Raw genomic sequence first — 20,743 nt, forward strand, 5'->3', positions numbered from 1 at the left:
CCAAAATCTCGACAACCGTCAAACTAGCCAAAACATCGACTTCTTCAACACTATCTCCGCTAAGCAGCCCTCCGCGCGGGCCGCAGTAAACGGCTCATTCCTTCGTTTCCGGGCGTTTGTGAGGGGAGCAGCGAATCTCAGCTGAGACCGCCTACGACCAATTGACTCGAATCAATTGGTCTTAAAGATGGGGAGTTAAAAAATTAATGTTATAAAACGATATGATATATTGTTTTTGAGCGGCTTGTCACAATTAAACTTGCCAAGAAAGTTTTGGTAAAATTTTGGCAATATGCCACTCAACATCTAGAAGAATCGAAGACCTGAAATGAAAAGTCTTTGTAGTAATTAAAGAATTTTGGCTCCGGCGGTAGGGATCGAACCTACGACCAATTGATTAACAGTCAACTGCTCTACCGCTGAGCTACGCCGGAACTGAGGGGCGTATAACAATCCCGAATTTCGCCGTCCAGTGGGGAATGTGACGATTTCGCAAAAAAGTTTCCGGGACGTTGTGTTACCTCAGGAAACGGGCATCTTTTGACAGTTTACCCTCTGGCGTGATCTGTGATTTTCCCACCAGATCAATGAGATGGGCGAAGACGTTTCTTTCAGCGGCCGGTAAAAGGGCCGCTGGTGTGTCCACGTAAATGCGTTTGGCCAAGTCCCGGGCCGTTCCGGGGCGATCTTCCAGAGCCGACAGAATCTGTGCTTCGCGTGTTTGTCGGTGTTTGATCAACCAATCCAACCGTGCGGCGGGGTCTTTTATCGCCGCCCCGTGGCCCGCGTGAAACACCGACCAGTCGCGTGTGCGCAACCGGTGGCAGGCCGCCATGAAATCCGTCAAATCTCCGTCCGGTGGCGATACGAGTGAACTGGCCCAGCCCATGACGTGATCGCCAGTGAAACAGACGTCTCCCCAGGCCAAAGCAATATGATTGCCAAGATGGCCGGGTGTGTGGACCACCTCAAGCTGCCAGTTGTCTCCTGTGATCTGCGCGCCATCCGGAAGTTCGATATCGGGAACAAAGGTCGTGTCGATACCTTCACCGCCTCCTGCAAGGCCATCCAATGCCAACCGGGTCATGACTGTGCTGCGCCCGGCCTCTGGCCCGCCAAAGGCCAGTATTGGTGCGCCAGTGCGCTCGGCCAGTAGTCGTGCCAGAGGCGAGTGATCAAGGTGGGTGTGCGTGACAACGATATGACTGATCCGTTGGCCGGGCTGCACAGCGTCCAGAATCGCGTGCAGATGAGATTCGCTAAGGGGGCCCGGGTCGATCACAGCCAGCTCACCTGTACCAAGAAGATAGGTGTTAGTTCCCCTGAAGGTCATGGGCGAAGGATTCGGAGCCAGAATGCGCCGCAAACCCAGCTGCAGTTCAATGGCGGTGCCTGCCGGAGGGTTGAAATCGTCAGGAGCCTGCATTCTGTGCTCTTTCTCTTGTCGGTTCAGCCCGTTAGGTTTAGCGCATGTCCACGCCATGGCTCAAACCCTATATGCCGCGCAGCCTTTATGTCCGAGCAGCGCTGATCCTGGTTCTGCCAGTGGTCGTATTGTTGTTGGTGGTGGGTGTCGCATTCCTACAAAAGCATCTTGAGGACGTTACCCAGCAGATGACGCGAGCTGCCTCGCGTGAGGTGATGCTGGTGCTGGATGTAATGGGAGACGCTGAAACTCAGCAACAGGCACTTGCCGCCGTTCGCCCCGATCTACAAGCGCTGGAAATGAATGCTCGCTTTTTGGGTTTCAATGAAGAGCCGTCACTTGGCGGTCGCCGCTGGTACGATTTCATAGCTCCGCAGGTCGAGGCGGATTTGCAAGCTATGCTACCGAATCTTGTGGCTGTTGCGCTGCCAAGTGGGCAAGAAGTGAGGCTTTACATCCAAACAAACCTTGGTGTGTTGGAACTGATCTTTGATCGCCGCCGTTTGTCGCCATCGGCTCCGCATCAGTTGATCGTAACGATGGTTTTTTTTGCCGTCATCATGACGTCGATATCCTTTCTGTATATGCGCAATCAACTGCGCCCGATAACGAGGTTGGCTGAGGCTGCGCAGGCGTTTGGCCGCGGCAGAGTGGTGCCTTATGCGCCCGGCGGGGCCGTTGAAGTGCGCGCGGCTGGCAGCGCGTTTCTGGATATGCGAGCCCGCATCGAACGCCAGATGGAACAACGTACAATGATGCTGTCCGGTGTCAGCCACGACCTGCGTACTCCGCTCACCCGATTGAAGTTGGGCCTTTCTATGCTTCCCGAAGATGAGGCAGCACCGCTGAAGCAAGATGTTGATGAAATGCAGTTGCTGTTGGACGCGTTCCTTGAATTTTCACGAGGCGCGTCGGAAGGAATACCTGAAACCGTCGAACCAACGGCCCTGTTGGAGCAGATTGTGAAAGATGCACGTCGTGCAGGGCTTAAGGCCGAACTTATTTCGGTCGAAGGCGAAGGCACGGTCATGCTGCGCCCTACAGCTATTCGGCGAGCCGTGGAGAACTTGATCGGAAACGCGGTTCGATACGGAAACCGCGCCGATGTCAGTTTGTCCATCTCGCCAAAATCTTTTCGTATCCGGGTTGAAGATGATGGGCCGGGTATTCCACTGGGCCAACGCACCGAAGCGATTAAACCATTTTCCCGTCTTGATCCGGCGCGCAATCAGAATCAGGGCAGCGGTGTTGGGCTGGGTTTGGCCATTGTCTCTGACATTGCACGCGCGCACGGTGGCGTTTTGCGTTTGAGCGAAAGTGAGAGGTTAGGGGGCCTTTGCGCGGATATCATCATTGGTCGCTGATATTCTGCCGATACCACCGAGGTCAGTGCCGCGGTAGTGCAGGTTTGAAAATTGCTCGGTTTAATAGCGCCAAACACCGATTTCGGTTCCGCTATGATCTTCGTGACCAGTCTATTGGACAATTCGGTCGGTGCCTTTTGGGCGGCTTGGGCACTGGTTATTGTTGATAAAAGAGAGCATTTATGAAATCCGCGATCCACCAATCCTATGAGCGCTACATGGTGAAGATTGAGGCAGAACTTGCGGACTGCACAGACGATGAGCACCGCGCCGTGCTAGACGCGATCTGGCAATAGAGCAGGTTCTGTTAGCGCGAATGAGCCAATCATATAGAGAGGCCATCTTCACCGGGCAAACAGCATCCGAGCCAGAATAAACAGGCCAATACCGGCAATCAGCGCAAGTGTAGGGTTTGCTTCGAAAAAGCCCACCAAGGAAGAAAGATCGGTCCCACCGTAACTTGAACCACCATAACTAGCGGCACTGCCGGTAGTGACCCCATACTCAACCAACATAATAACCACCCAGAAAACAGACAGGGGAAGTTAGTATGCCATAATTTGGCCCAAAAGCCAAAAATGACGGTGTTTGCCGGTCTGGCCTGACTGCTTCATACCAAGGGCATGACGACTTGGCCTCACCGAATCCCGTTTGACCTCCACAAAGAACTCGAAGCCCATACGATTGATGGTTGGCAGGGCGCGCTACGTGCCTGGGCGAAGACGCTCGGTCTCAAGCTCAAAATCCAGAGCTGGCGACAGCTTGAGATAACTATCGCTGATCCGCATTCCCGTAGGTACATGGCCAAGCCGAAGGGTCATTGGGCCGCCATCAAAGAATGGCTGGAGCGTCACGAAGTACCGGCACCGGATAAACTGCCGGGATGGCCAGAAGTGGATTCGGTCACCAATTACTGAATTTCGTGGGACACTCGCCTTGTAACCCATTGAAATCATATGGGCCACTTAGGGCAATTCGTGGGACACCCTGCCATTGATTTTAAAAGAAAAAATGCGGATATTGGTAGGCCCGGCAGGACTTGAACCCGCAACCAAAGCGTTATGAGCGCTCTGCTCTAACCAATTGAGCTACAGGCCCGCCATGCAGCTTTGAGTACCACGGTGAACGCCCGCGTCAAGCCTGACCGTTGCAACATGTCTCACAATCGACTAACCCGCGCGGGAACCATTCATAAGGGGCTGGCCATGACGACGGGCAAGAACGGAATCACCTATGCCGATGCAGGCGTTGATATTGATGCGGGGAACGCTCTAGTCGATCGAATCAAACCTGCTGCCAAGCGGACCAACCGCTCGGGCGTAATGAGCGGGCTGGGCGGATTTGGTGCTCTGTTCGATCTAAAAGATGCCGGGTATCAGGATCCGATTCTGGTTGGCGCGACCGATGGCGTGGGCACCAAGCTGCGGATTGCCATTGATACCGGTGTGGTTGACGGTGTTGGCATTGACTTGGTGGCGATGTGCGTCAATGACCTGATCTGTCAGGGGGCTGAGCCGCTGTTCTTCTTGGACTATTTTGCCACTGGCAAACTGGACACAGACACTGCAGCGCGGATCATCGAAGGCATTGCCGAAGGCTGTGTGCAATCCGGCTGTGCCCTGATCGGTGGTGAGACAGCCGAGATGCCGGGCATGTATCCAGATGGGGATTTTGATCTGGCCGGGTTCTCGGTTGGTGCGATGGAGCGGGGCGCGCATCTGCCAGCGGATGTGCAAAAGGGCGATGTACTGCTGGGGCTGGCCTCGAACGGGGTGCATTCCAACGGCTATTCGCTGGTGCGCAAACTGGTTGAGATCTCGGGGCTGGGATGGGATGCGGCATCGCCCTTTGGTGAGGGAACGCTGGGTGAAGCCTTGCTGACACCCACGCGTCTGTACGTAAAGCCAGCGCTGCAGGCGATCCGGGCAGGGGGCGTGCACGCTCTGGCTCATATCACCGGAGGTGGGTTGACCGAAAACCTGCCGCGCGTTCTGCCCGAGGGGCTGGGTGCCCAGATCGACCTGAACACCTGGGAGCTGCCGCCGATCTTCCGCTGGATGGCTGAAACTGGTGGTATCGTCGAAGCCGAGATGCTGAAAACCTTCAACTGCGGCATCGGCATGATCATTGTCTGCGCCGAAGATCGCGCAGACGAATTGACCGCACTACTGGTCGAGGCTGGTGAGACGGTTTCGCGCCTCGGCACCGTCACCGATACGCCTAGTATGGCCTATTCGGGCAAGCTGCTGTGAGTCACAAACGCGTTGCCATCCTGATTTCGGGGGGTGGGTCCAACATGGTGTCGCTGGTCGACAGCATGGTCGGAGACCACCCGGCGCGCCCCTGTCTGGTGCTGTCAAATGACGCCGAGGCGGGCGGGCTGAAAAAGGCGGCTGCGCGTGGCATTCCAACTGCGTCTGTTGATCACCGCCCGTTCAAAGGCGATCGCGCCGCGTTTGAGGTTGAGCTTTTGAAGCCTCTGGAGCAGGCACAGCCCGATATTGTCTGTCTTGCCGGGTTCATGCGGGTTCTGACCGGCGACTTCGTCTCACGGTTTCAGGGGCGGATGCTGAATATCCATCCATCTTTGCTGCCGAAATATAAGGGTCTTAACACCCATGCCCGCGCCATCGAGGCCGGCGATGCCGAGCATGGATGTTCTGTCCACGAGGTGACTGCGGCTCTGGATGACGGCCCAATCCTCGGGCAGGCGCGCGTGAACATCGAGGCCGGTGATACGCCTGAGAGTCTGGCGTCTCGTGTGCTTGTTTGGGAACACAAGCTGTACCCAGCAGTGTTGCGCCGTTACGCCAGAGGAGAGCGGACTCCGGTGAGGCTGCCCTGAACACTTCAGGGTGATTTACACGCCTGTCATATTCGGCCTATTGTCTGCACAACGGCTGGGTACGGCAATAGACTGACGGGCAGCCACCAAGAACAAGAGCAAGAACAGCACCGGCATGAAAACCCTGACAACGACGCAAGAGCTGGCCGAATTTTGCAAGGCCGCGGCTGAATACGACTATGTCACCGTAGATACCGAATTTCTGCGCGAACGGACTTACTATTCAAAACTCTGTCTGGTTCAGTTGGCAGTTCCCTCTGATGGTGACGACAGTGCGGTCCTTGTTGACCCGCTTGCCGAGGGGTTGTCGCTGGAGCCGCTGTATGAGCTGTTCCGAAATGAGAATGTGGTCAAGGTATTCCACGCCGCCCGTCAGGACCTTGAGATTTTCTGGGTCGAGGCAGGCGTATTCCCCAAGCCTCTGTTCGATACACAAGTCGCGGCAATGGTTTGCGGCTTTGGCGAGCAGGTTGGCTACGAAACGCTCGTGCGCAAAATCTGCAAACAGGGGGTCGACAAGACCTCTCGGTTCACTGACTGGTCGCGGCGGCCCTTGTCCGAGGCACAAAAGACCTATGCACTGGCCGACGTGACCCATCTGCGCCAGATTTATGAATACCTTGCGACGCAATTGAAGAAATCGCAGCGCAGCCATTGGGTGGCTGAGGAATTGCGCACTCTTACCCTGCCGACAACTTACGACATTCGTCCCGAAGAGGCGTGGAAGCGCGTTAAAACACGGACAAATTCGTCCAAGTTTCTGGCCGTAGTGCGCGAGCTGGCACAGTTCCGCGAGGCTTATGCGCAGGAAAACAACGTCCCGCGCAGCCGGGTGTTCAAGGATGACGCTCTGATTGAATTGGCTTCGACCAAACCCAAAACCCCGTCTGATTTGGGCGGCTCACGCTTGTTGCTGCGCGAAGCACGCAAAGGTGCGATTGCCGAGGGTATTTTGACTGCGGTCAAAAAAGGGGTGAATTGCCCTGCCGATCAATTGCCAACCGTCGACAATAGCCGCGACAAGCTGAAGGTGAACCCGGCGCTTGCGGATTTGTTGCGTGTTCTTTTGAAATCCAAAACCGAAAGCTCGGGCGTGGCCGCCAAACTGATCGCAACCAGTTCTGAGTTGGATCAGATCGCTGCGGGCGAACGTGGATTACCCGCGATGTCAGGTTGGCGGTTCGAGGTGTTTGGTGAAGATGCTTTGAAGTTGTGCGAGGGCAAGATCGCGCTTGCCGCCAAAGGCCAGAGTGTCAAGGTCGTGTCACTGTAACACTGCTTACCGACGACGGGATTCCAGTGCGTTCTGCTGCCCCACGACGCGGACCAGACGAGTGGATTGCAGGTCATTCTTGTTGATATTAATGGCGTCTGTAACCTTGCGTGATCGCTCGGTTCCCTGATTGGTCGCATTTTCCGGATAATTTACTCGAAAGGTGAATTCCAGAACGCCGTTTTTCTGATTCTCTTCGCTGTCCACGCGCACCAATTTTGCATTGTAAGCACCTTGTCGCGCTGCTGTACCGGTGGCGAAGACAATCGCGCCGTTTGGTGTCGGATCAATCCGCAGCTCATCAATCTTGGCGATCGGGACGCTGGTATCTTCAGGCGCTGATCTGGAAAACAGGCCGCCGCCTTCTTTCTGGGCGGGTACAAGAGCGTTTGCATCATTGCTGTCTGTTTCAGTCGGCGCAGCTGGCTGACTGGATCCAAACCAGTTGGAAGGGTTTACCCGCGAGTCGCTCCAACTGTTGCAGGCAGACAGGGCCAGAGTTGCGACCAGAAGAACAGTAAACGATTTTTTCATGGTGCAGGCGTCCAGAGCAGTAATTCCTGCAATGAGTTATCGCAATTTCCGCTGTTTGAAAAGCCACGCAGGGGGGTGGACAGGCCTAGATCAGAGGCATAGTTCACAATTGTGATTGCAATGAAAGGACCGTCGCAACATGGCAACGCCTGCCTTTGAAGAAATCGTTGAAGATTTCGAGTTTCTGGAGGACTGGGAAGACCGGTATCGTTACGTCATCGACCAGGGCAAGGCGATGGAGGCGCTGGACGACGCGCTGAAAGTACCTGCAACCAAGGTGAACGGTTGTGCCAGTCAGGTCTGGCTGCATCCGATCATCGAAAGCGGAGCGTTCCGGTTTGACGGTGACAGCGATGCATTGATCGTGCGCGGCCTGATCGCGGTGCTACGGTCGCTGTATAATGGCCTGCCGGTCAGCGAGGTGCCCAAGGTCGACGCAGGTGGGGAACTGGCGCGACTGGGGCTGAACGATCACCTGTCGGCGCAGCGGTCAAACGGGCTGCGGGCGATGATTGAACGTATCCGCGAGGTCGCGCAGGAAAACGCCTGACGCCTTTCAGCCTTTCGGCTTGCGGCTTGCCCAGTCAGCCAGCGTGGTTTCCAGATCGCCGTAGCCAGTAAAGCGGCGCTCGAACTCTAAACCCATCTTGTCGGCGCACTCGCGGGCGCGGGCTGTCAGGTCCGGATCGTCGATCTGTGCCTGATAGACCAACTTGGTATAGTTGCCGAAGTACATATCGCGCAGTTCAGGGTGGCGATCCAGGCCCAGCGGCTTCCAGACAAAAGCGTCGAATTGTCGAGCGAGGAAATCGGTGAGGTAAAAAGCAGTGGTTTCATCGTCGCCGCGGGCTGCAAACTCCTGATTTCCTTCGAAGAAGGAATAACAATGGGGGCCCTTTACCATCTCGACCCCCAATTCCGCGCAAGCTTTCTCCAGCAGACCACCGGTGCCGCAATCGGCGTACACAACAAAGATTTGATCATAGTCGTCGCGGTGCTTCGACACAGCGTCCTGAACAGCCTGAGTAATCTTTTCGGGGTGGATATGCAGGATTGCGGGCAGACAGGTCAGCGCCATGTGGTCCCAGCCATTGCGGCGTTTAAGCTCCAGAATCTCTCGGGCAAGCGCACCACAGGCCAATAGCAAAATCTGCCCCTGTCCCTCAGAGTCGTAGCCTTTGGTTGTTAGGCTGGCGTCGTCAGGCATTTTCTCCTGCTGCATTGGGTGCCCCTCGGAAAACATACGACGGTCATTATAACAAAAAGGGCCGCCCGGAAACCGGACGGCCCTTGAACAATCTACATGTCCGATCAACCGGCCAGTTGGTTGTGCTTGCGCGAGACGAAGTCTTTGGCGGTTTCGACTGCGACGGCCGCGTCCCGGCAATAGGCGTCTGCGCCGATGGCTTTGCCGAATTCTTCGTTCAGGGGCGCGCCGCCAACCAGAACGATGTAATCTTCGCGCAGGCCTTGCTCGACAAGGGTGTCGATCACGACTTTCATGTAAGGCATGGTCGTGGTCAGCAGGGCAGACATGCCCAGAATATCAGGCTTTTCGGCTTCCAGTGCTTCCAGGTAGTTCTCGACCGGGTTGTTGATGCCCAGGTCGACAACCTCGAACCCAGCACCTTCCATCATCATCGAGACAAGGTTCTTGCCGATGTCATGGATGTCGCCTTTCACGGTGCCGATCACCATTTTACCCACGCGTGGAGCGCCGGTTTCAGCCAGAAGCGGCTTGAGGATGAACATGCCACCCTTCATTGCGTTTGCGGCCAAAAGAACCTCGGGGACGAAAAGGATGCCGTCGCGGAAGTCGTGACCAACGATGGTCATGCCACCGACGAGTGCCTTGGTCAGAATGTCGTAAGGCGTCCATCCGCGTTCTAGCAGGATGTTCACACCTTCTTCGATTTCTTCTTTCAGGCCGTCATAAAGATCGTCGAACATCTGTTCGACAAGTTCGTCGTCATTCAGTTCGGACAGGACGATGTCTTCTTCATCGGACATGGGGTATTTCCCTGAGCTGTGCGGGCCGTGGGCCCGTGGTGGCATTTTTTCCCGTTTTGGCCAAAACGTCGCAGTTTGACTGTGACGATTGCGACCTCAGTGGTTTCGGGACCGACCTATACGTCAGAATTTCACGTTACTCGACAGAATTTTCTGCAAGATGATCCTGCATGCGGCTCATTTTTGTCCAAGCTCGTTGCTGGACCCAAGTCGCTGGAATCTACGCAGAACTAATTGGCAAGCTTGCTGGGGCATTAGATTAGCGATATAGCTGAAAGAGAACAAAGAAAGAACACGTATGATTACATCGAACATTCGAGGTCGTGGAGCCACCACAAACGCCGCAGGACGGTTCGAACAATTTGATACTGTTCCTTATGATGATGGCTGGGATCTTGAAGAAGACCTCCCTCCGTTGCGAACTGATGTAAGGGATGAATTCGCACGTAGCCTAATCACCTATAACCGCTCACCCGACCTGCCTTTTGACCGCTCGATCAATCCGTATCGCGGGTGCGAACATGGTTGTGTGTACTGTTTTGCCCGCCCGACCCATGCCTATCTGGGCCTTTCCCCGGGTCTGGACTTTGAAACTCGACTGATTGCGCGACCGAACGCGGCCGATACATTGCGCAAGGAATTGTCGGCCAAAGGCTACAAGGTGGCTCCCATTGCCTTGGGCACGAATACGGACCCGTATCAGCCGATTGAGAAGACCCGATTGATTACAAGGGATTGTCTGGCGGTTCTGCAAGAGTTCAATCATCCCATTGGTATCGTTACCAAGGGTACGCTGATCGAGAGGGATCTGGACATACTGGCGCCCATGGCGCGGAAGGGGTTGGTTCGGGTTGGGATTTCCCTGACCACCCTTGATGCCGACCTGTCCAGGCGGATGGAGCCGCGCGCTCCTTCCCCTCAGCGGCGTTTGGCCATCATTCGTCGCCTGACCCAAGCGGGCGTGCCCGTGCGGGTGATGACTTCTCCGGTCGTGCCAGGATTGACGGATCACGAATTAGAACAGCTGCTTGAGGCGGGCAAGGAGGCCGGGGCAGATGCAGCCAGTTGGATTATGCTGCGCTTACCGCGTGAGGTATCGGCGCTGTGGCAGGATTGGCTGCAAGAGCACGCACCGGAACGGACCGAAAAGATTATGTCCAAGCTGCGCGAGATGCACGGGGGTAGGGACTATGACCCGCGCTGGGGTCATCGGATGCGGGGCGAAGGGGAATATGCCGAACTGATTGGCAAGAGGTTCAAGTTAGCCGTCAAACGGCTGGGCCTTGAGACGAAAACATCAAAGCTACGTTGCGACTTGTTTGAGCGGCCAACCCAGGTCGGTGACCAACTGAGCCTTCTGTAAAAAAAGCCCCAGACCTTGGTCCGGGGCTTTCTTGTTAAATCGCAGCGATCAGCGCTTTTCGATGTCGACATAGTCGCGCGTTGTCTCGCCCAAATACAGCTGACGTGGGCGGCCGATCTTGTTCTGAGGATCGGCAATCATCTCTTTCCACTGGCTTACCCAGCCAACGGTGCGCGACAGTGCGAAGATCGGGGTAAACATGGAGGTCGGGAAGCCCATCGCCTCAAGAATGATGCCCGAGTAGAAATCGACGTTCGGGAACAGCTTCTTATCGGCGAAATACGGATCTTCCAGCGCCTGTTTCTCCAGCGCCTTGGCGACCTTCAGCTTCGGATTGTTTTCGATGTCCAACAGGTCCAGAACTTCGTCGGCCGACTGCTTCATCACCTTGGCGCGCGGGTCAAAGTTCTTGTATACGCGGTGGCCAAAGCCCATCAGGCGGAACGGATCGTCCTTGTCCTTGGCGCGTGCGATGTATTCAGGGATACGATCAACCGAGCCGATCTCTTCCAGCATCTCCAGACATGCCTGGTTCGCGCCGCCGTGGGCCGGACCCCAAAGGCAGGCAATCCCGGCGGCGATACATGCAAACGGGTTCGAACCTGAAGACGACGCCAGACGTACGGTCGAGGTCGACGCATTCTGTTCATGATCCGCGTGCAGCGTCAGGATACGGTCCATCGCGCGGCTGAGGATCGGGTTGACCTCATAATCCTCGGCTGGAACGCTAAAGCACATGCGCAGGAAGTTCGACGCGTAATCCAGATCATTGCGAGGATACACGAAGGGCTGGCCTGTGTGATACTTGTAAGCCCAAGCTGCAATGGTCGGCATTTTAGCGATCAGGCGGTGCGAGGCGATCTCGCGTTGGTTCGGGTCCGAGACGTCGGTCGAGTCGTGATAGAAGGCCGACATCGCACCAACAACGCCCACCATGATCGCCATCGGATGCGCGTCACGGCGGAAGCCACGATAGAAATACTGCATCTGCTCATGCAGCATGGTGTGGCGAGTGATGGTGGTTTCGAACGTTTCCAGATCCTTGGCGGCAGGCAGCTCTCCGTACAGCAGCAGATAGCAGACTTCGAGGAAATGAGATTTCTCGGCCAACTGGTCGATCGGATAACCTCGGTGCAACAACTCACCTTTTTCACCGTCGATATAGGTGATGGTGCTGTCGCAGCTGGCCGTAGACGTGAAGCCCGGATCATAGGTGAACACACCAGCGTCGCTGTAAAGTCTACGAATGTCGATCACATCCGGACCTGCGGTTGGCGAGTGAACCGGCAACTCGTAGTTTTCGCCATTTACGGTGAGAGTGGCTGTCTTGTTGTTGTCGGTCATCGTTGTCCCTTCTTCGTTCATGCGCGCACCAAGCGAGTGGTCGGTAACGCTGTCTACGGTCACGCACCAATGTGCTGACCGGTCGTAGCTGAGCAGCGTTACCTGAATATGAAGTCAGGACTAATTTGCTGCGTCGGAAAGCCGCGCCAAGGTTTCATCGCGCCCCAGCACAAGCATCATGTCAAATACCGAAGGAGTCACAGCACGACCTGCCAGCGCCGCCCTCAGCGGGCCAGCGAGCTTGCCGAACTTAACGCCCTGCGCCTCGGCAAAGGTATTGAGGGCTTCCTCCAGCTCTTTCCGCGTCCAGCTAGCATTTTGCACGTGCGGCGTCAATTCTTTCAGTATACCGTCGGATACAGATTGTAGCGCCTTTGTCGCTTTCTCATCCGGCTCTATCGGTCGAGTAGCTAAAATAAAGTGAGCTTTTTCAAGTAATTCAGGGAATGTTCTGGCGCGATCCTTCAGGCAAAACATCGCACGTTCCAAATCACTTGATTGTGTCGAGTTGAGAGCGGGACGCTCTGCCGCAGCCAGATAGGCCTCGATTTCATGCCGCAGCGCAGCATCATCTGCAATTGCAATGTGCTGCCCACACAGATTCTCAAGTTTTTTGAGGTCGAAGCGAGCGGGGCTTTTGCCGATTCCATCCAGATCGAACCATTCCTTAGCCTGCTCATCAGTGAAAAACTCGTCATCGCCGTGGCTCCAACCGAGGCGCGTAAGGTAATTGCGCATTCCCGCAGCCAGGTAGCCCATCGCCTGGTATTCCTGTGCGCCCAGGGCACCGTGGCGTTTGGACAATTTCTTACCGTCCGGACCATGAATCAGCGGGATATGAGCCCAGACCGGAACGTCCCAGCCCATCGCTTCGTAGATCATCATCTGGCGCGCGGCATTGTTCAGGTGGTCGTCGCCTCGGATTACATGGGTCACTCCCATATCGTGGTCGTCCACCACCACGGCCAGCATGTAGACCGGGGTTCCGTCCGAGCGCAGCAGGACCATATCGTCCAGCTGATCGTTGCGGATGGTAACATCTCCCTGCACTTGATCGCGGATCACGGTCGCGCCGTCCTGCGGGGCTTTGATGCGGATAACATACGGCGCATCCGGATGTGACGCAGGGTCGGCGTCACGCCAAGGGCTGCGGAATAGGGTCGATTTACCCTCGGCGCGGGCCTGTTCACGGAATGCAGCGATTTCATCCTGGGTCGAGAAACACTTATACGCTTTCCCCTCAGACAGCAGTTGATGTGCAACCTCTGCGTGGCGCGCCGCACCCTCGAACTGACTGATTACGTCACCGTCATGGTCCAGCCCCAGCCATTCCATGCCCTGCAAGATCGCCGCCGTTGCCTCGGGTGTCGACCGTTCGCGGTCCGTATCCTCAATCCGCAAAAGAAACTTACCACCGCGGCCCCGGGCATAAAGCCAGTTGAACAGTGCTGTACGCGCACCACCGATGTGCAGAAAACCGGTGGGCGATGGGGCGAAACGGGTGACGACCTGATCGGACATTGTGTGGATTAACCTTTTGGTAACCGTGTCTGGCATAGTTTGGCGTCTGTCTAACGAGCCCGAAGGACGGGGGCAACCATGCGTGTTCTGGCACGGGCCGAAGCCGCATTATTGAACCAGACCGGATATTTGTTTCAGTGGTCTCCGGTGTGTCTGGCGGTCGGCATTGGCCTGTATTTCAGCCTCAGGTTTGAACCCGGCTGGCAGGTTTATGCATACGTGATGGGTCTGATTGCAGCGCTCATAGGGATCGGCTGTTTGGGTCGCACCGGGTGGTCTGCGTTGGCAATTGGGGGTGCGCTAATTGCGGCTGGGTTCATTCTGGCAGGTGCGCGGGCTCACTCGGTTGCAGAGCCGGTTTTGTCATGGCGTTACTACGGCCCCATCGAGGGGAGGGTCGTTGCCTTGGATCGCTCTGCGTCGGACGCGTTGCGGGTAACGCTGGATCGGGTGCGAATTGGGGATGTGCCCGAAGATCGCCGCCCGCATCGCGTCCGGCTTTCACTGCATGGTGGTTCGGCGGCGCTAATGGCTGGCCAGAGGATCATGACCACTGGTCATCTGTCTTCGCCGCAAGGCCCGGTCGAGCCTGGCGGTTTTGATTTCCGGCGTCATGCCTGGTTTCAACGTTTAGGCGCGGTCGGCTACACACGCGCCCCAGTGATGACCGTAGCGCCTGCAGAAAGTGCGCAGGAGGGGGTCCGCATCACAGCCTGGCGAATGGAGATTTCAGAACAAGTGCGTTCCATCCTGCCCGGGGAAATCGGCGGATTCGCTGCAGCCGTCACAACTGGCGATCGCAGCGGTATGGGACAAGATACACTGAAGTCTTTACGGGCTTCCAACTTGGCGCACCTGCTGGCCATATCCGGGCTGCACATGGGATTGCTAACCGGGTTCGTGTTTTTGGTATGCCGGCTGGGTTTGTCAGCAATCCCTGCAGTTGCTCTGAGGGTGCCTGTTCGCAAACTGGCTGCAGTCGGTGCACTAATCTCGGCAGTTACCTATTTGATGTTGTCCGGCGGTAACGTCGCAACAGAGCGTGCATTTGTCATGGCGAGTGTCATGCTCGGCGCCATCCTCATCGACCGCCGCGCCATTTCATTACGCGCAGTGGCAGTGGCAGCGTTGATCGTATTGGTGCTGCGCCCCGAAACTCTGCCCAGCCCCGGGTTTCAGATGTCTTTTGCCGCGACGACAGCACTTGTTGCCGTATTTGGTTGGTTGCGTGACTTGGGTCAGTTGCCGGGACCGAAATGGTTGCGGCCAGTGGTCGGGTTACTGCTGTCTTCGGCCATTGCCGGATTGGCAACCGCGCCGATCGGGGCAGCTCACTTCAATACAATGTCCTACTATGGGCTGCTCGCAAACATGCTGTCGGTTCCAGTAATGGGGTTGATCGTCGTACCTGCAGCCTTTGTTGCCGCGCTTTTGGCACCACTTGGGCTGGAAGTAATGGCGCTAAAGGTCATGGGGCTGGGGCTGGAGTGGATTCTGGTCGTTGCGGAGCGGGTGTCTGCGTTGGACGGAGCCCAAGGATTTGTCGCAAGCCCGCCATCTTATGTATTGCCCATGTTTGCACTTGGCGCCTTGTGGTTGGCGCTGTGGCGCGGTCACGCCAGATGGGTGGGGGGGGCAGTGCTTGCCGCCGCTTTTTTGCTGTGGGGGCAGGGACATCGCCCTGATATTCTCGTTGCTGATTCAGGTGGGCTCGTGGGCGTCATGACCAAGGCCGGTCGAGCGCTGAGCAAAGAGAATGGAAGCGGATTTATCGCATCGGTCTGGTTGGAAAATGACGGAGACGGTGTGGATCAGATCAAAGCAGCCAGCCGATGGCCTAACGGTGCGGATTTAGTTCCACGCTATGTTTGGCAAGGAAAAGAGCTGGTCCACATTACCGGAAAGCGCGCGGCACAAGGGTTCGATGAGTGTCGGGAAAATCAGATCGTTGTGTCCGCTGTCGATCTCGACTTGAAAGGAGAGTGCGGTTTGTTCGACCCAAGCCGACTGAAAAAGACCGGCAGCCTTGCCCTGTTAGATGGTCGCACTACGACCAGCCGAGAGATGATTGGCCACCGCTTGTGGTCCCCGGGCCCGGCCAAGGACCATAAGCGCTTGCGGGATCAGTAGCTGCGGATAAGCCCGACCAGCCGTCCTTGAACTTTGACTTTTTCCTCAGGCAGGACGCGGGTTTCATAGGCTGGGTTCGCTGCTTCAAGCGCGATGGCATTTCCCCGGCGGAAGAACCGTTTCAATGTCGCCTCCTGATCCTCGACCAACGCCACGACGATGTCACCGTTATCAGCTGTCTTGGTTTCGCGGATTACAACGACGTCGCCGTCATTGATGCCAGCATCAATCATCGAGTCGCCCCGCACTTCCAATGCGTAGTGATCGCCTCTGCCCGAGACCATGCTGCCAGGTACGGCAACGCGGTGCGATTCATGGCTGATCGCTTCGATCGGGACACCGGCGGCGATGCGACCCATCACCGGTAATTCCAAAGCATCGACGGTGACGGGTTCGAAATTCGCCGGGCGCGCACCTTCTGGTTTGTCACCTTCGATGACGCGTGGCTTAAAGGCGGCTGTCGGCTCACCGCCCAAACTCTCCGGCAGTTTCACAATTTCAATCGCGCGGGCGCGGTGGGCAAGGCGGCGGATAAAACCACGTTCTTCCAGCGCGGTGATCAGTCGGTGGATGCCGGATTTTGATCGCAGATCCAATGCAGCCTTCATTTCGTCAAAGCTGGGCGGAACACCGTCCGCTTGAACGCGTTTGTGGATGAATTCCAACAAATCCAACTGTTTCTTGGTCAGCATTGCTCACACCTCGTCGGTTATGCGTTTTCTTTTGTTCTACGCATGTTCACGTTTTGTGTCAACGAATTTGAATGGCGCCTAGATGGGCAAATACAGCACTTTATCCCCGGCAGGGCGTGCGGGATCATTCGGTTCGCGTACCAAAAGAGCGTTGGCCCTGGCCAGAACACTGAGCAGCGAGCTGTCCTGATCGGCGCAGGCGCGAATGCCATCTTCGCTTAGAACGGCGCGCATGTAATGTTCGCGTGGACCGTTTTTACCAATTGGTTCTGTTAAACGCGCATGTTGGAAAGGCGCCAAAACCTGCTCGATACCCAGCATTCGACGAAGCATCGGCAGCAGGAAGAGATAACCGCAAACCATTGCACTTACAGGATTACCTGGCAATCCGACCATCGCCGAACCGTTTAGGCGTCCAGCCATCAAAGGTTTGCCTGGACGCATACGAATTTTGTAGAAAGACCGCTCCATCCCAAGGTTTTGAGACACATCTGCGACCAGATCGTATTCGCCAACCGAGGCGCCGCCGATGGTAACGACCAGATCAGCGCCTGCGGCCAGCCCAAAAGCTGTCTCAAGGGAGGCAACGGTATCGCGTGCGATCGGAAGGATACGCACCTGTGCACCCTCGTTTTCCAGCAGGGCTTTTAAGCCGAAAGTGTTGGACGCGATGATCTGGTCAGGGCCGGGGATCTCACCTGGCATCACCAGTTCGTCCCCAGTCGAGATCAGCGCAACGACGGGTTTACGAGCGACAGGCACTGTGGGGATGTTCATTGCCGCCATCAGGGCCACGTCTTCGGGGCGCAGTATACGCGGTGCGGTGATTTTGTTGCCTGCCTTAAAGTCAATTCCCGCGGGTCGGATATTTGTTTTGGTGCCGGGTTCGTCACTGATTGTGATCAGGTCTCCGCGCCGCTCCGTATCTTCTTGAATGATAACGAAATCAGCGCCTTCCGGCACGGGCGCGCCGGTAAAAATGCGTACGGCCTGCCCAGGCCCAACAGTCCCATTAAACCGACGCCCGGCCGCCGATTCACCGATGACCTTGAACATGGCGTGCAGCTCGACTTCGGTCGATTTCAACGCGTAACCGTCCATCGAGGACGCTGGAAACGGAGGTTGATCTCGGGTGGCGCTGACATCCTGTGCCAGTACTCGTCCCGCTGCCTTGTGAAGGGAAACGGATTCTGTCTCTAGCGGTGATACTAGATCAAACAACAGCGATCGGGCGTCTTCGACGGTAATCATTTCGCCTCGTAACGACCTGATTTACCGCCATCTTTCAAAAGAACGCGGAGACCACCGATTTCCATGGCCTTGTCGACCGCCTTGGTCATGTCATACACGGTCAACGCCGCTGTCGAGGCGGCTGTCAGTGCCTCCATTTCAACTCCGGTCTGGCCCGAGGTCTTCACAGTTGCTTCGATCTGGACGCCGGGTAAATCGGGATCCAGCTTTAATTCGACTGCAACTTTGGTGACAGGCAGAGGATGACACAGTGGGATCAGGTCGGGTGTCTTCTTGGCCCCCATGATTCCTGCCAATCGTGCTACTCCTAAAACATCCCCCTTCTTAGCACGGCCTTCTGAAATTAAATCAAAGGTTTCCGGCGCCATCTTGATGTGGGCGGCTGCCACGGCTACTCGATCGGTCACGGCCTTGTCCGAGACATCAACCATATGGGCCTGGCCTTGCGCATCAAAATGGGTAAGTGGCATCACATTACTCCGGGGATCAGAGGGTTCGCCAGCAGATGCCGGGTGGCTGCCGTGACATCGTCCTGACGCATCAGGCTTTCGCCAATCAGGAAGCAGCGCGCGCCATAACGGGCGATATCGGCCAGATCTTCAGGCGTGCTCAGGCCACTTTCGCAGACGATGGTCCGGTCGCCAGGCACAAGTTTGGACAAACGACGTGTTGTATCAAGAGTGGTCTCGAACGTCTTGAGGTTACGATTATTTATTCCGATCAAGGGGCTTTTCAATTGGGTCGCGCGTTCCAATTCATCTTCGTCGTGAACTTCGATCAAAACGTCCATGCCCCAGTCAAACGCAGTCTGTTCCAGCTCGGCCGCCTGACCATCCTCGACCGAAGCCATGATGATCAGGATGCAATCCGCACCCAAGGCGCGAGCTTCGACCACTTGATAAGGGTCGTACATGAAATCCTTGCGTAGAGCAGGCAGAGACGTAGCTGCACGGGCCGCTATCAGATACTCTTTGGCCCCCTGAAAACTTGGCGTGTCTGTCAACACGGACAAGCAGGCTGCGCCGCCATCTTCATAGGCTTTGGCCAGAGCAGGTGGTTCAAAATCGGGGCGGATCAAACCTTTGGATGGGCTTGCTTTCTTAACTTCGGCGATCAGGCCATATCCCCGGCGGGTCGCCTTTTGCAGTGCTTCGGCAAAGCCGCGAACCTCGGGTGCAAATCTAGCTTCAGAATCCAGCGTATCTAGGGACTTCTCAGCCTTGTCTGCAGCAACTTCTTCAAGTTTATAGGCTTTGATCTTGTCTAGTACCGTCTCGGTCATGCGGCCTCCTGAGTCATACGGGCCAGCGCCGCGATCTTTTCTTTTGCTTTTCCACTGTCGATGCTCTCGGCAGCTTTGGCGACGCCATCGCGCAGGTCTGTGGCGGCGTCTGCTACCACCAGCGCTGCGGCTGAGTTCAGCAGAACTGCGTCGCGGTAGGCCGAAGGCTCTCCGTCCAGCAGCGCACGGAAGGCGACGGCGTTTTCTTCGGGCGAGCCGCCGAGGATGTCCTCAAACGGGTGCACTGGCAGACCCGCGTCTTCGGGGTGGAGTTCAACGTCTTTGACGACTCCGTCCTCCAGAGCCGCGACCCAGCTTATCCCTGTGATTGTCAGCTCATCTGTGCCATCTGATCCGTGTACCAGCCATGCGCGGTCTGATCCGAGCAGACCCAGCGTTTCGGCCATGGGGCGGATCAATTCGCGGCTGAAGGCACCGGTGAGCTGACGCTTGACGCCAGCAGGGTTGGTGAGTGGCCCGAGGATGTTGAAAATCGTACGGGTTCCAAGCTCTTGTCGGGACGGCATCACGTGGGCGATGGCCGGGTGGTGCATGGGGGCCATCATGAAGCCTATGCCGACTTCTTTCAAAGCATTTTCAACAACGTCCGATCCAACCATAACGTTGATCCCAAGCTGCCCCAAAGCGTCCGCAGCCCCAGACTTTGAGCTGAGATTGCGGTTGCCGTGCTTGGCTACGATGACACCGGCACCCGCGACGACAAACGCCGTAGCGGTCGAGATGTTCAGAGTACCTTTGCCGTCGCCCCCGGTGCCGACAATGTCCATTGCACCTGCGGGCGCGTTGACTACGTTACATTTCGCGCGCATGACAGCCGCGGCTGCGGCGTATTCTTCAACCGTTTCTCCACGGGTGCGCATGGCCATCAATAACCCGCCGATCTGGCTGGGTGTGGCTTCGCCATCAAACAGGATGCCAAAGGCCTGCTCGGCCTCGGCGCGGGTCAGAGACCGGTCGGCGGCGGCTCCGATCAGCGGTTTCAAAGCATCGCTCATGCGGGTTCTTTCATCTCAGACAGGAAATTCTTAAGCAGGGCGTGGCCGTGCTCGGAGGCGATAGATTCCGGGTGGAATTGAACGCCATGTATCGGCAGCTGTTTGTGCTGAAGACCCATGATAGTGCCGTCTTCAAGTTTGGCCGTAACCTCAAGGCAGTCGGGCAGGGTGTTCGGATCGACCACCAGTGAGTGATAGCGCGTGGCCTCAAACGGTGAAGGTAGCCCAGCGAATACGCCCTTACCGGTGTGGTGCATTGTGCCCATCTTGCCGTGCACAATTTCATGACACCGGATTACATCGCCACCAAAGGCCTGTCCTATGGTCTGGTGACCCAGACAAACACCCATCAAAGGTGTCTTAGTTTCAGCCGCAGCTTCGGTCAGGGCCAGGCAAATTCCGGCTTGATCCGGGTCACAGGGGCCGGGGCTAAGAAGGATTCCGGTTGGGTTCATGGCCATGGCTTCCTGAACATCCAGGGCATCATTCCGCCGAATGACCATTTCGGCGCCAAGTTCACCTAAATAATGTACCAAATTGTAGGTAAACGAGTCGTAGTTGTCGATCAGCAGCAGCATTTGGGCACTTGTCTCGGCTAGGGCATTTCGGGCTGGCGATGCAGGCCCGGGCCACGGTATAATGTCGGGACATACATGCTCAGGCTTGCGCGGCAGCGTCAAGGGGACATCCCG

The 20,743-nt window shown here is 56.4% G+C and carries 21 protein-coding genes and 2 tRNA genes; 8 read left to right on the forward strand and 15 right to left on the reverse strand.

Features of this window, described 5'->3' with window-relative positions:
- Positions 1-359 precede the first annotated feature (359 nt).
- Together GOW93_RS00005 and GOW93_RS00010 are read right to left on the reverse strand one after the other, a co-directional pair.
- Positions 360-434 (reverse strand) — tRNA-Asn (locus GOW93_RS00005).
- 83 nt (positions 435-517) lie between these two features.
- Positions 518-1,426 carry an MBL fold metallo-hydrolase gene (locus tag GOW93_RS00010; RefSeq protein ID WP_170381022.1) on the reverse strand — a complete coding sequence of 303 codons (909 nt, stop codon included), beginning with the start codon at positions 1,424-1,426 and terminating at the stop codon, positions 518-520.
- Between the two features lie 44 nt (positions 1,427-1,470).
- On the opposite strand from GOW93_RS00010, the gene GOW93_RS00015 reads away from it, so the two are divergent.
- A complete protein-coding gene (locus GOW93_RS00015; protein WP_170381023.1) occupies positions 1,471-2,790 on the forward strand; it encodes an ATP-binding protein in 1,320 nt (439 codons plus the stop codon).
- Positions 2,791-3,134: 344 nt separating this feature from the next.
- On the opposite strand, the gene GOW93_RS00020 is transcribed toward GOW93_RS00015, so the two are convergent.
- Positions 3,135-3,305: a hypothetical protein gene (locus GOW93_RS00020; RefSeq protein WP_170381024.1), complete on the reverse strand. Its 171-nt coding sequence runs from the start codon at positions 3,303-3,305 to the stop codon at positions 3,135-3,137.
- Positions 3,306-3,413: 108 nt separating this feature from the next.
- On the opposite strand from GOW93_RS00020, the gene GOW93_RS00025 reads away from it, so the two are divergent.
- Entirely contained in the window at positions 3,414-3,707 is a 294-nt protein-coding gene (locus tag GOW93_RS00025) for a hypothetical protein (RefSeq protein WP_170381025.1), read from the forward strand.
- Positions 3,708-3,811: 104 nt separating this feature from the next.
- Here the strand turns inward: GOW93_RS00025 and GOW93_RS00030 are convergent.
- Positions 3,812-3,888 (reverse strand) — tRNA-Ile (locus GOW93_RS00030).
- A 107-nt stretch (positions 3,889-3,995) separates the two neighbouring features.
- Between GOW93_RS00030 and purM the strand changes: the two genes are divergently transcribed.
- The 3 genes from purM (at position 3,996) to rnd (ending at position 6,908) form a co-directional block, all read left to right on the forward strand.
- The gene (gene purM / locus GOW93_RS00035; protein ID WP_170381026.1) at positions 3,996-5,042 is read left to right on the forward strand and encodes a phosphoribosylformylglycinamidine cyclo-ligase; all 1,047 of its coding nucleotides are present in this window, start codon (positions 3,996-3,998) and stop codon (positions 5,040-5,042) included.
- The gene (gene purN / locus GOW93_RS00040; protein WP_170381027.1) at positions 5,039-5,635 is read left to right on the forward strand and encodes a phosphoribosylglycinamide formyltransferase; all 597 of its coding nucleotides are present in this window, start codon (positions 5,039-5,041) and stop codon (positions 5,633-5,635) included. The genes purM and purN overlap by 4 nt, the downstream gene beginning before the upstream one ends.
- A 115-nt stretch (positions 5,636-5,750) precedes the next feature.
- Positions 5,751-6,908, forward strand: a complete 1,158-nt coding sequence (rnd, locus tag GOW93_RS00045; protein WP_170381028.1) for a ribonuclease D — start codon at positions 5,751-5,753, stop codon at positions 6,906-6,908.
- Between the two features lie 6 nt (positions 6,909-6,914).
- On the opposite strand, the gene GOW93_RS00050 is transcribed toward rnd, so the two are convergent.
- On the reverse strand, positions 6,915-7,442 hold the full coding sequence (locus tag GOW93_RS00050) for a hypothetical protein (protein ID WP_170381029.1): 528 nt from the start codon (positions 7,440-7,442) through the stop codon (positions 6,915-6,917).
- Between the two features lie 139 nt (positions 7,443-7,581).
- Between GOW93_RS00050 and GOW93_RS00055 the strand changes: the two genes are divergently transcribed.
- Positions 7,582-7,992, forward strand: a complete 411-nt coding sequence (locus tag GOW93_RS00055) for a SufE family protein (RefSeq protein WP_170381030.1) — start codon at positions 7,582-7,584, stop codon at positions 7,990-7,992.
- Between the two features lie 6 nt (positions 7,993-7,998).
- Here GOW93_RS00055 and GOW93_RS00060 read toward each other — a convergent pair whose 3' ends face one another.
- On the reverse strand, positions 7,999-8,664 hold the full coding sequence (locus GOW93_RS00060; protein WP_170381031.1) for a DUF1638 domain-containing protein: 666 nt from the start codon (positions 8,662-8,664) through the stop codon (positions 7,999-8,001).
- A gap of 89 nt (positions 8,665-8,753) precedes the next feature.
- Positions 8,754-9,452, reverse strand: a complete 699-nt coding sequence (locus GOW93_RS00065; RefSeq protein ID WP_170381032.1) for a corrinoid protein — start codon at positions 9,450-9,452, stop codon at positions 8,754-8,756.
- A 298-nt stretch (positions 9,453-9,750) separates the two neighbouring features.
- Between GOW93_RS00065 and GOW93_RS00070 the strand changes: the two genes are divergently transcribed.
- Positions 9,751-10,815 carry a PA0069 family radical SAM protein gene (locus GOW93_RS00070; protein WP_170381033.1) on the forward strand — a complete coding sequence of 355 codons (1,065 nt, stop codon included), beginning with the start codon at positions 9,751-9,753 and terminating at the stop codon, positions 10,813-10,815.
- 48 nt (positions 10,816-10,863) lie between these two features.
- On the opposite strand, the gene gltA is transcribed toward GOW93_RS00070, so the two are convergent.
- Together gltA and gltX are read right to left on the reverse strand one after the other, a co-directional pair.
- On the reverse strand, positions 10,864-12,159 hold the full coding sequence (gene gltA, locus GOW93_RS00075) for a citrate synthase (RefSeq protein WP_170381758.1): 1,296 nt from the start codon (positions 12,157-12,159) through the stop codon (positions 10,864-10,866).
- A gap of 120 nt (positions 12,160-12,279) precedes the next feature.
- Positions 12,280-13,680, reverse strand: coding sequence for a glutamate--tRNA ligase (gene gltX, locus GOW93_RS00080; protein WP_170381034.1), 1,401 nt, complete (start codon positions 13,678-13,680; stop codon positions 12,280-12,282).
- A 78-nt stretch (positions 13,681-13,758) separates the two neighbouring features.
- On the opposite strand from gltX, the gene GOW93_RS00085 reads away from it, so the two are divergent.
- The gene (locus tag GOW93_RS00085) at positions 13,759-15,810 is read left to right on the forward strand and encodes a ComEC/Rec2 family competence protein (RefSeq protein ID WP_170381035.1); all 2,052 of its coding nucleotides are present in this window, start codon (positions 13,759-13,761) and stop codon (positions 15,808-15,810) included.
- Here GOW93_RS00085 and lexA read toward each other — a convergent pair.
- The 6 genes from lexA to GOW93_RS00115 all read right to left on the reverse strand — a co-directional run bounded on the left by lexA (position 15,804) and on the right by GOW93_RS00115 (position 20,629).
- On the reverse strand, positions 15,804-16,502 hold the full coding sequence (gene lexA, locus GOW93_RS00090; RefSeq protein WP_170381036.1) for a transcriptional repressor LexA: 699 nt from the start codon (positions 16,500-16,502) through the stop codon (positions 15,804-15,806). The two genes, GOW93_RS00085 and lexA, sit on opposite strands and share 7 nt — an antisense overlap.
- 78 nt (positions 16,503-16,580) lie before the next feature.
- Positions 16,581-17,753, reverse strand: a complete 1,173-nt coding sequence (locus tag GOW93_RS00095) for a molybdopterin molybdotransferase MoeA (RefSeq protein ID WP_170381037.1) — start codon at positions 17,751-17,753, stop codon at positions 16,581-16,583.
- The gene (moaC, locus tag GOW93_RS00100) at positions 17,750-18,223 is read right to left on the reverse strand and encodes a cyclic pyranopterin monophosphate synthase MoaC (RefSeq protein ID WP_174818965.1); all 474 of its coding nucleotides are present in this window, start codon (positions 18,221-18,223) and stop codon (positions 17,750-17,752) included. The genes GOW93_RS00095 and moaC overlap by 4 nt, the downstream gene beginning before the upstream one ends.
- Positions 18,223-19,035 carry an indole-3-glycerol phosphate synthase TrpC gene (gene trpC, locus GOW93_RS00105; protein ID WP_170381039.1) on the reverse strand — a complete coding sequence of 271 codons (813 nt, stop codon included), beginning with the start codon at positions 19,033-19,035 and terminating at the stop codon, positions 18,223-18,225. Before trpC ends, moaC begins: the two co-directional genes overlap by 1 nt.
- A complete protein-coding gene (gene trpD, locus GOW93_RS00110; protein WP_170381040.1) occupies positions 19,032-20,051 on the reverse strand; it encodes an anthranilate phosphoribosyltransferase in 1,020 nt (339 codons plus the stop codon). The genes trpC and trpD overlap by 4 nt, the downstream gene beginning before the upstream one ends.
- Positions 20,048-20,629 carry an anthranilate synthase component II gene (locus GOW93_RS00115; RefSeq protein ID WP_170381041.1) on the reverse strand — a complete coding sequence of 194 codons (582 nt, stop codon included), beginning with the start codon at positions 20,627-20,629 and terminating at the stop codon, positions 20,048-20,050. The genes trpD and GOW93_RS00115 overlap by 4 nt, the downstream gene beginning before the upstream one ends.
- Positions 20,630-20,743 lie beyond the last annotated feature (114 nt).

This window comes from Ruegeria atlantica (assembly GCF_013032455.1).
GTDB lineage: Bacteria > Pseudomonadota > Alphaproteobacteria > Rhodobacterales > Rhodobacteraceae > Ruegeria > Ruegeria atlantica_B.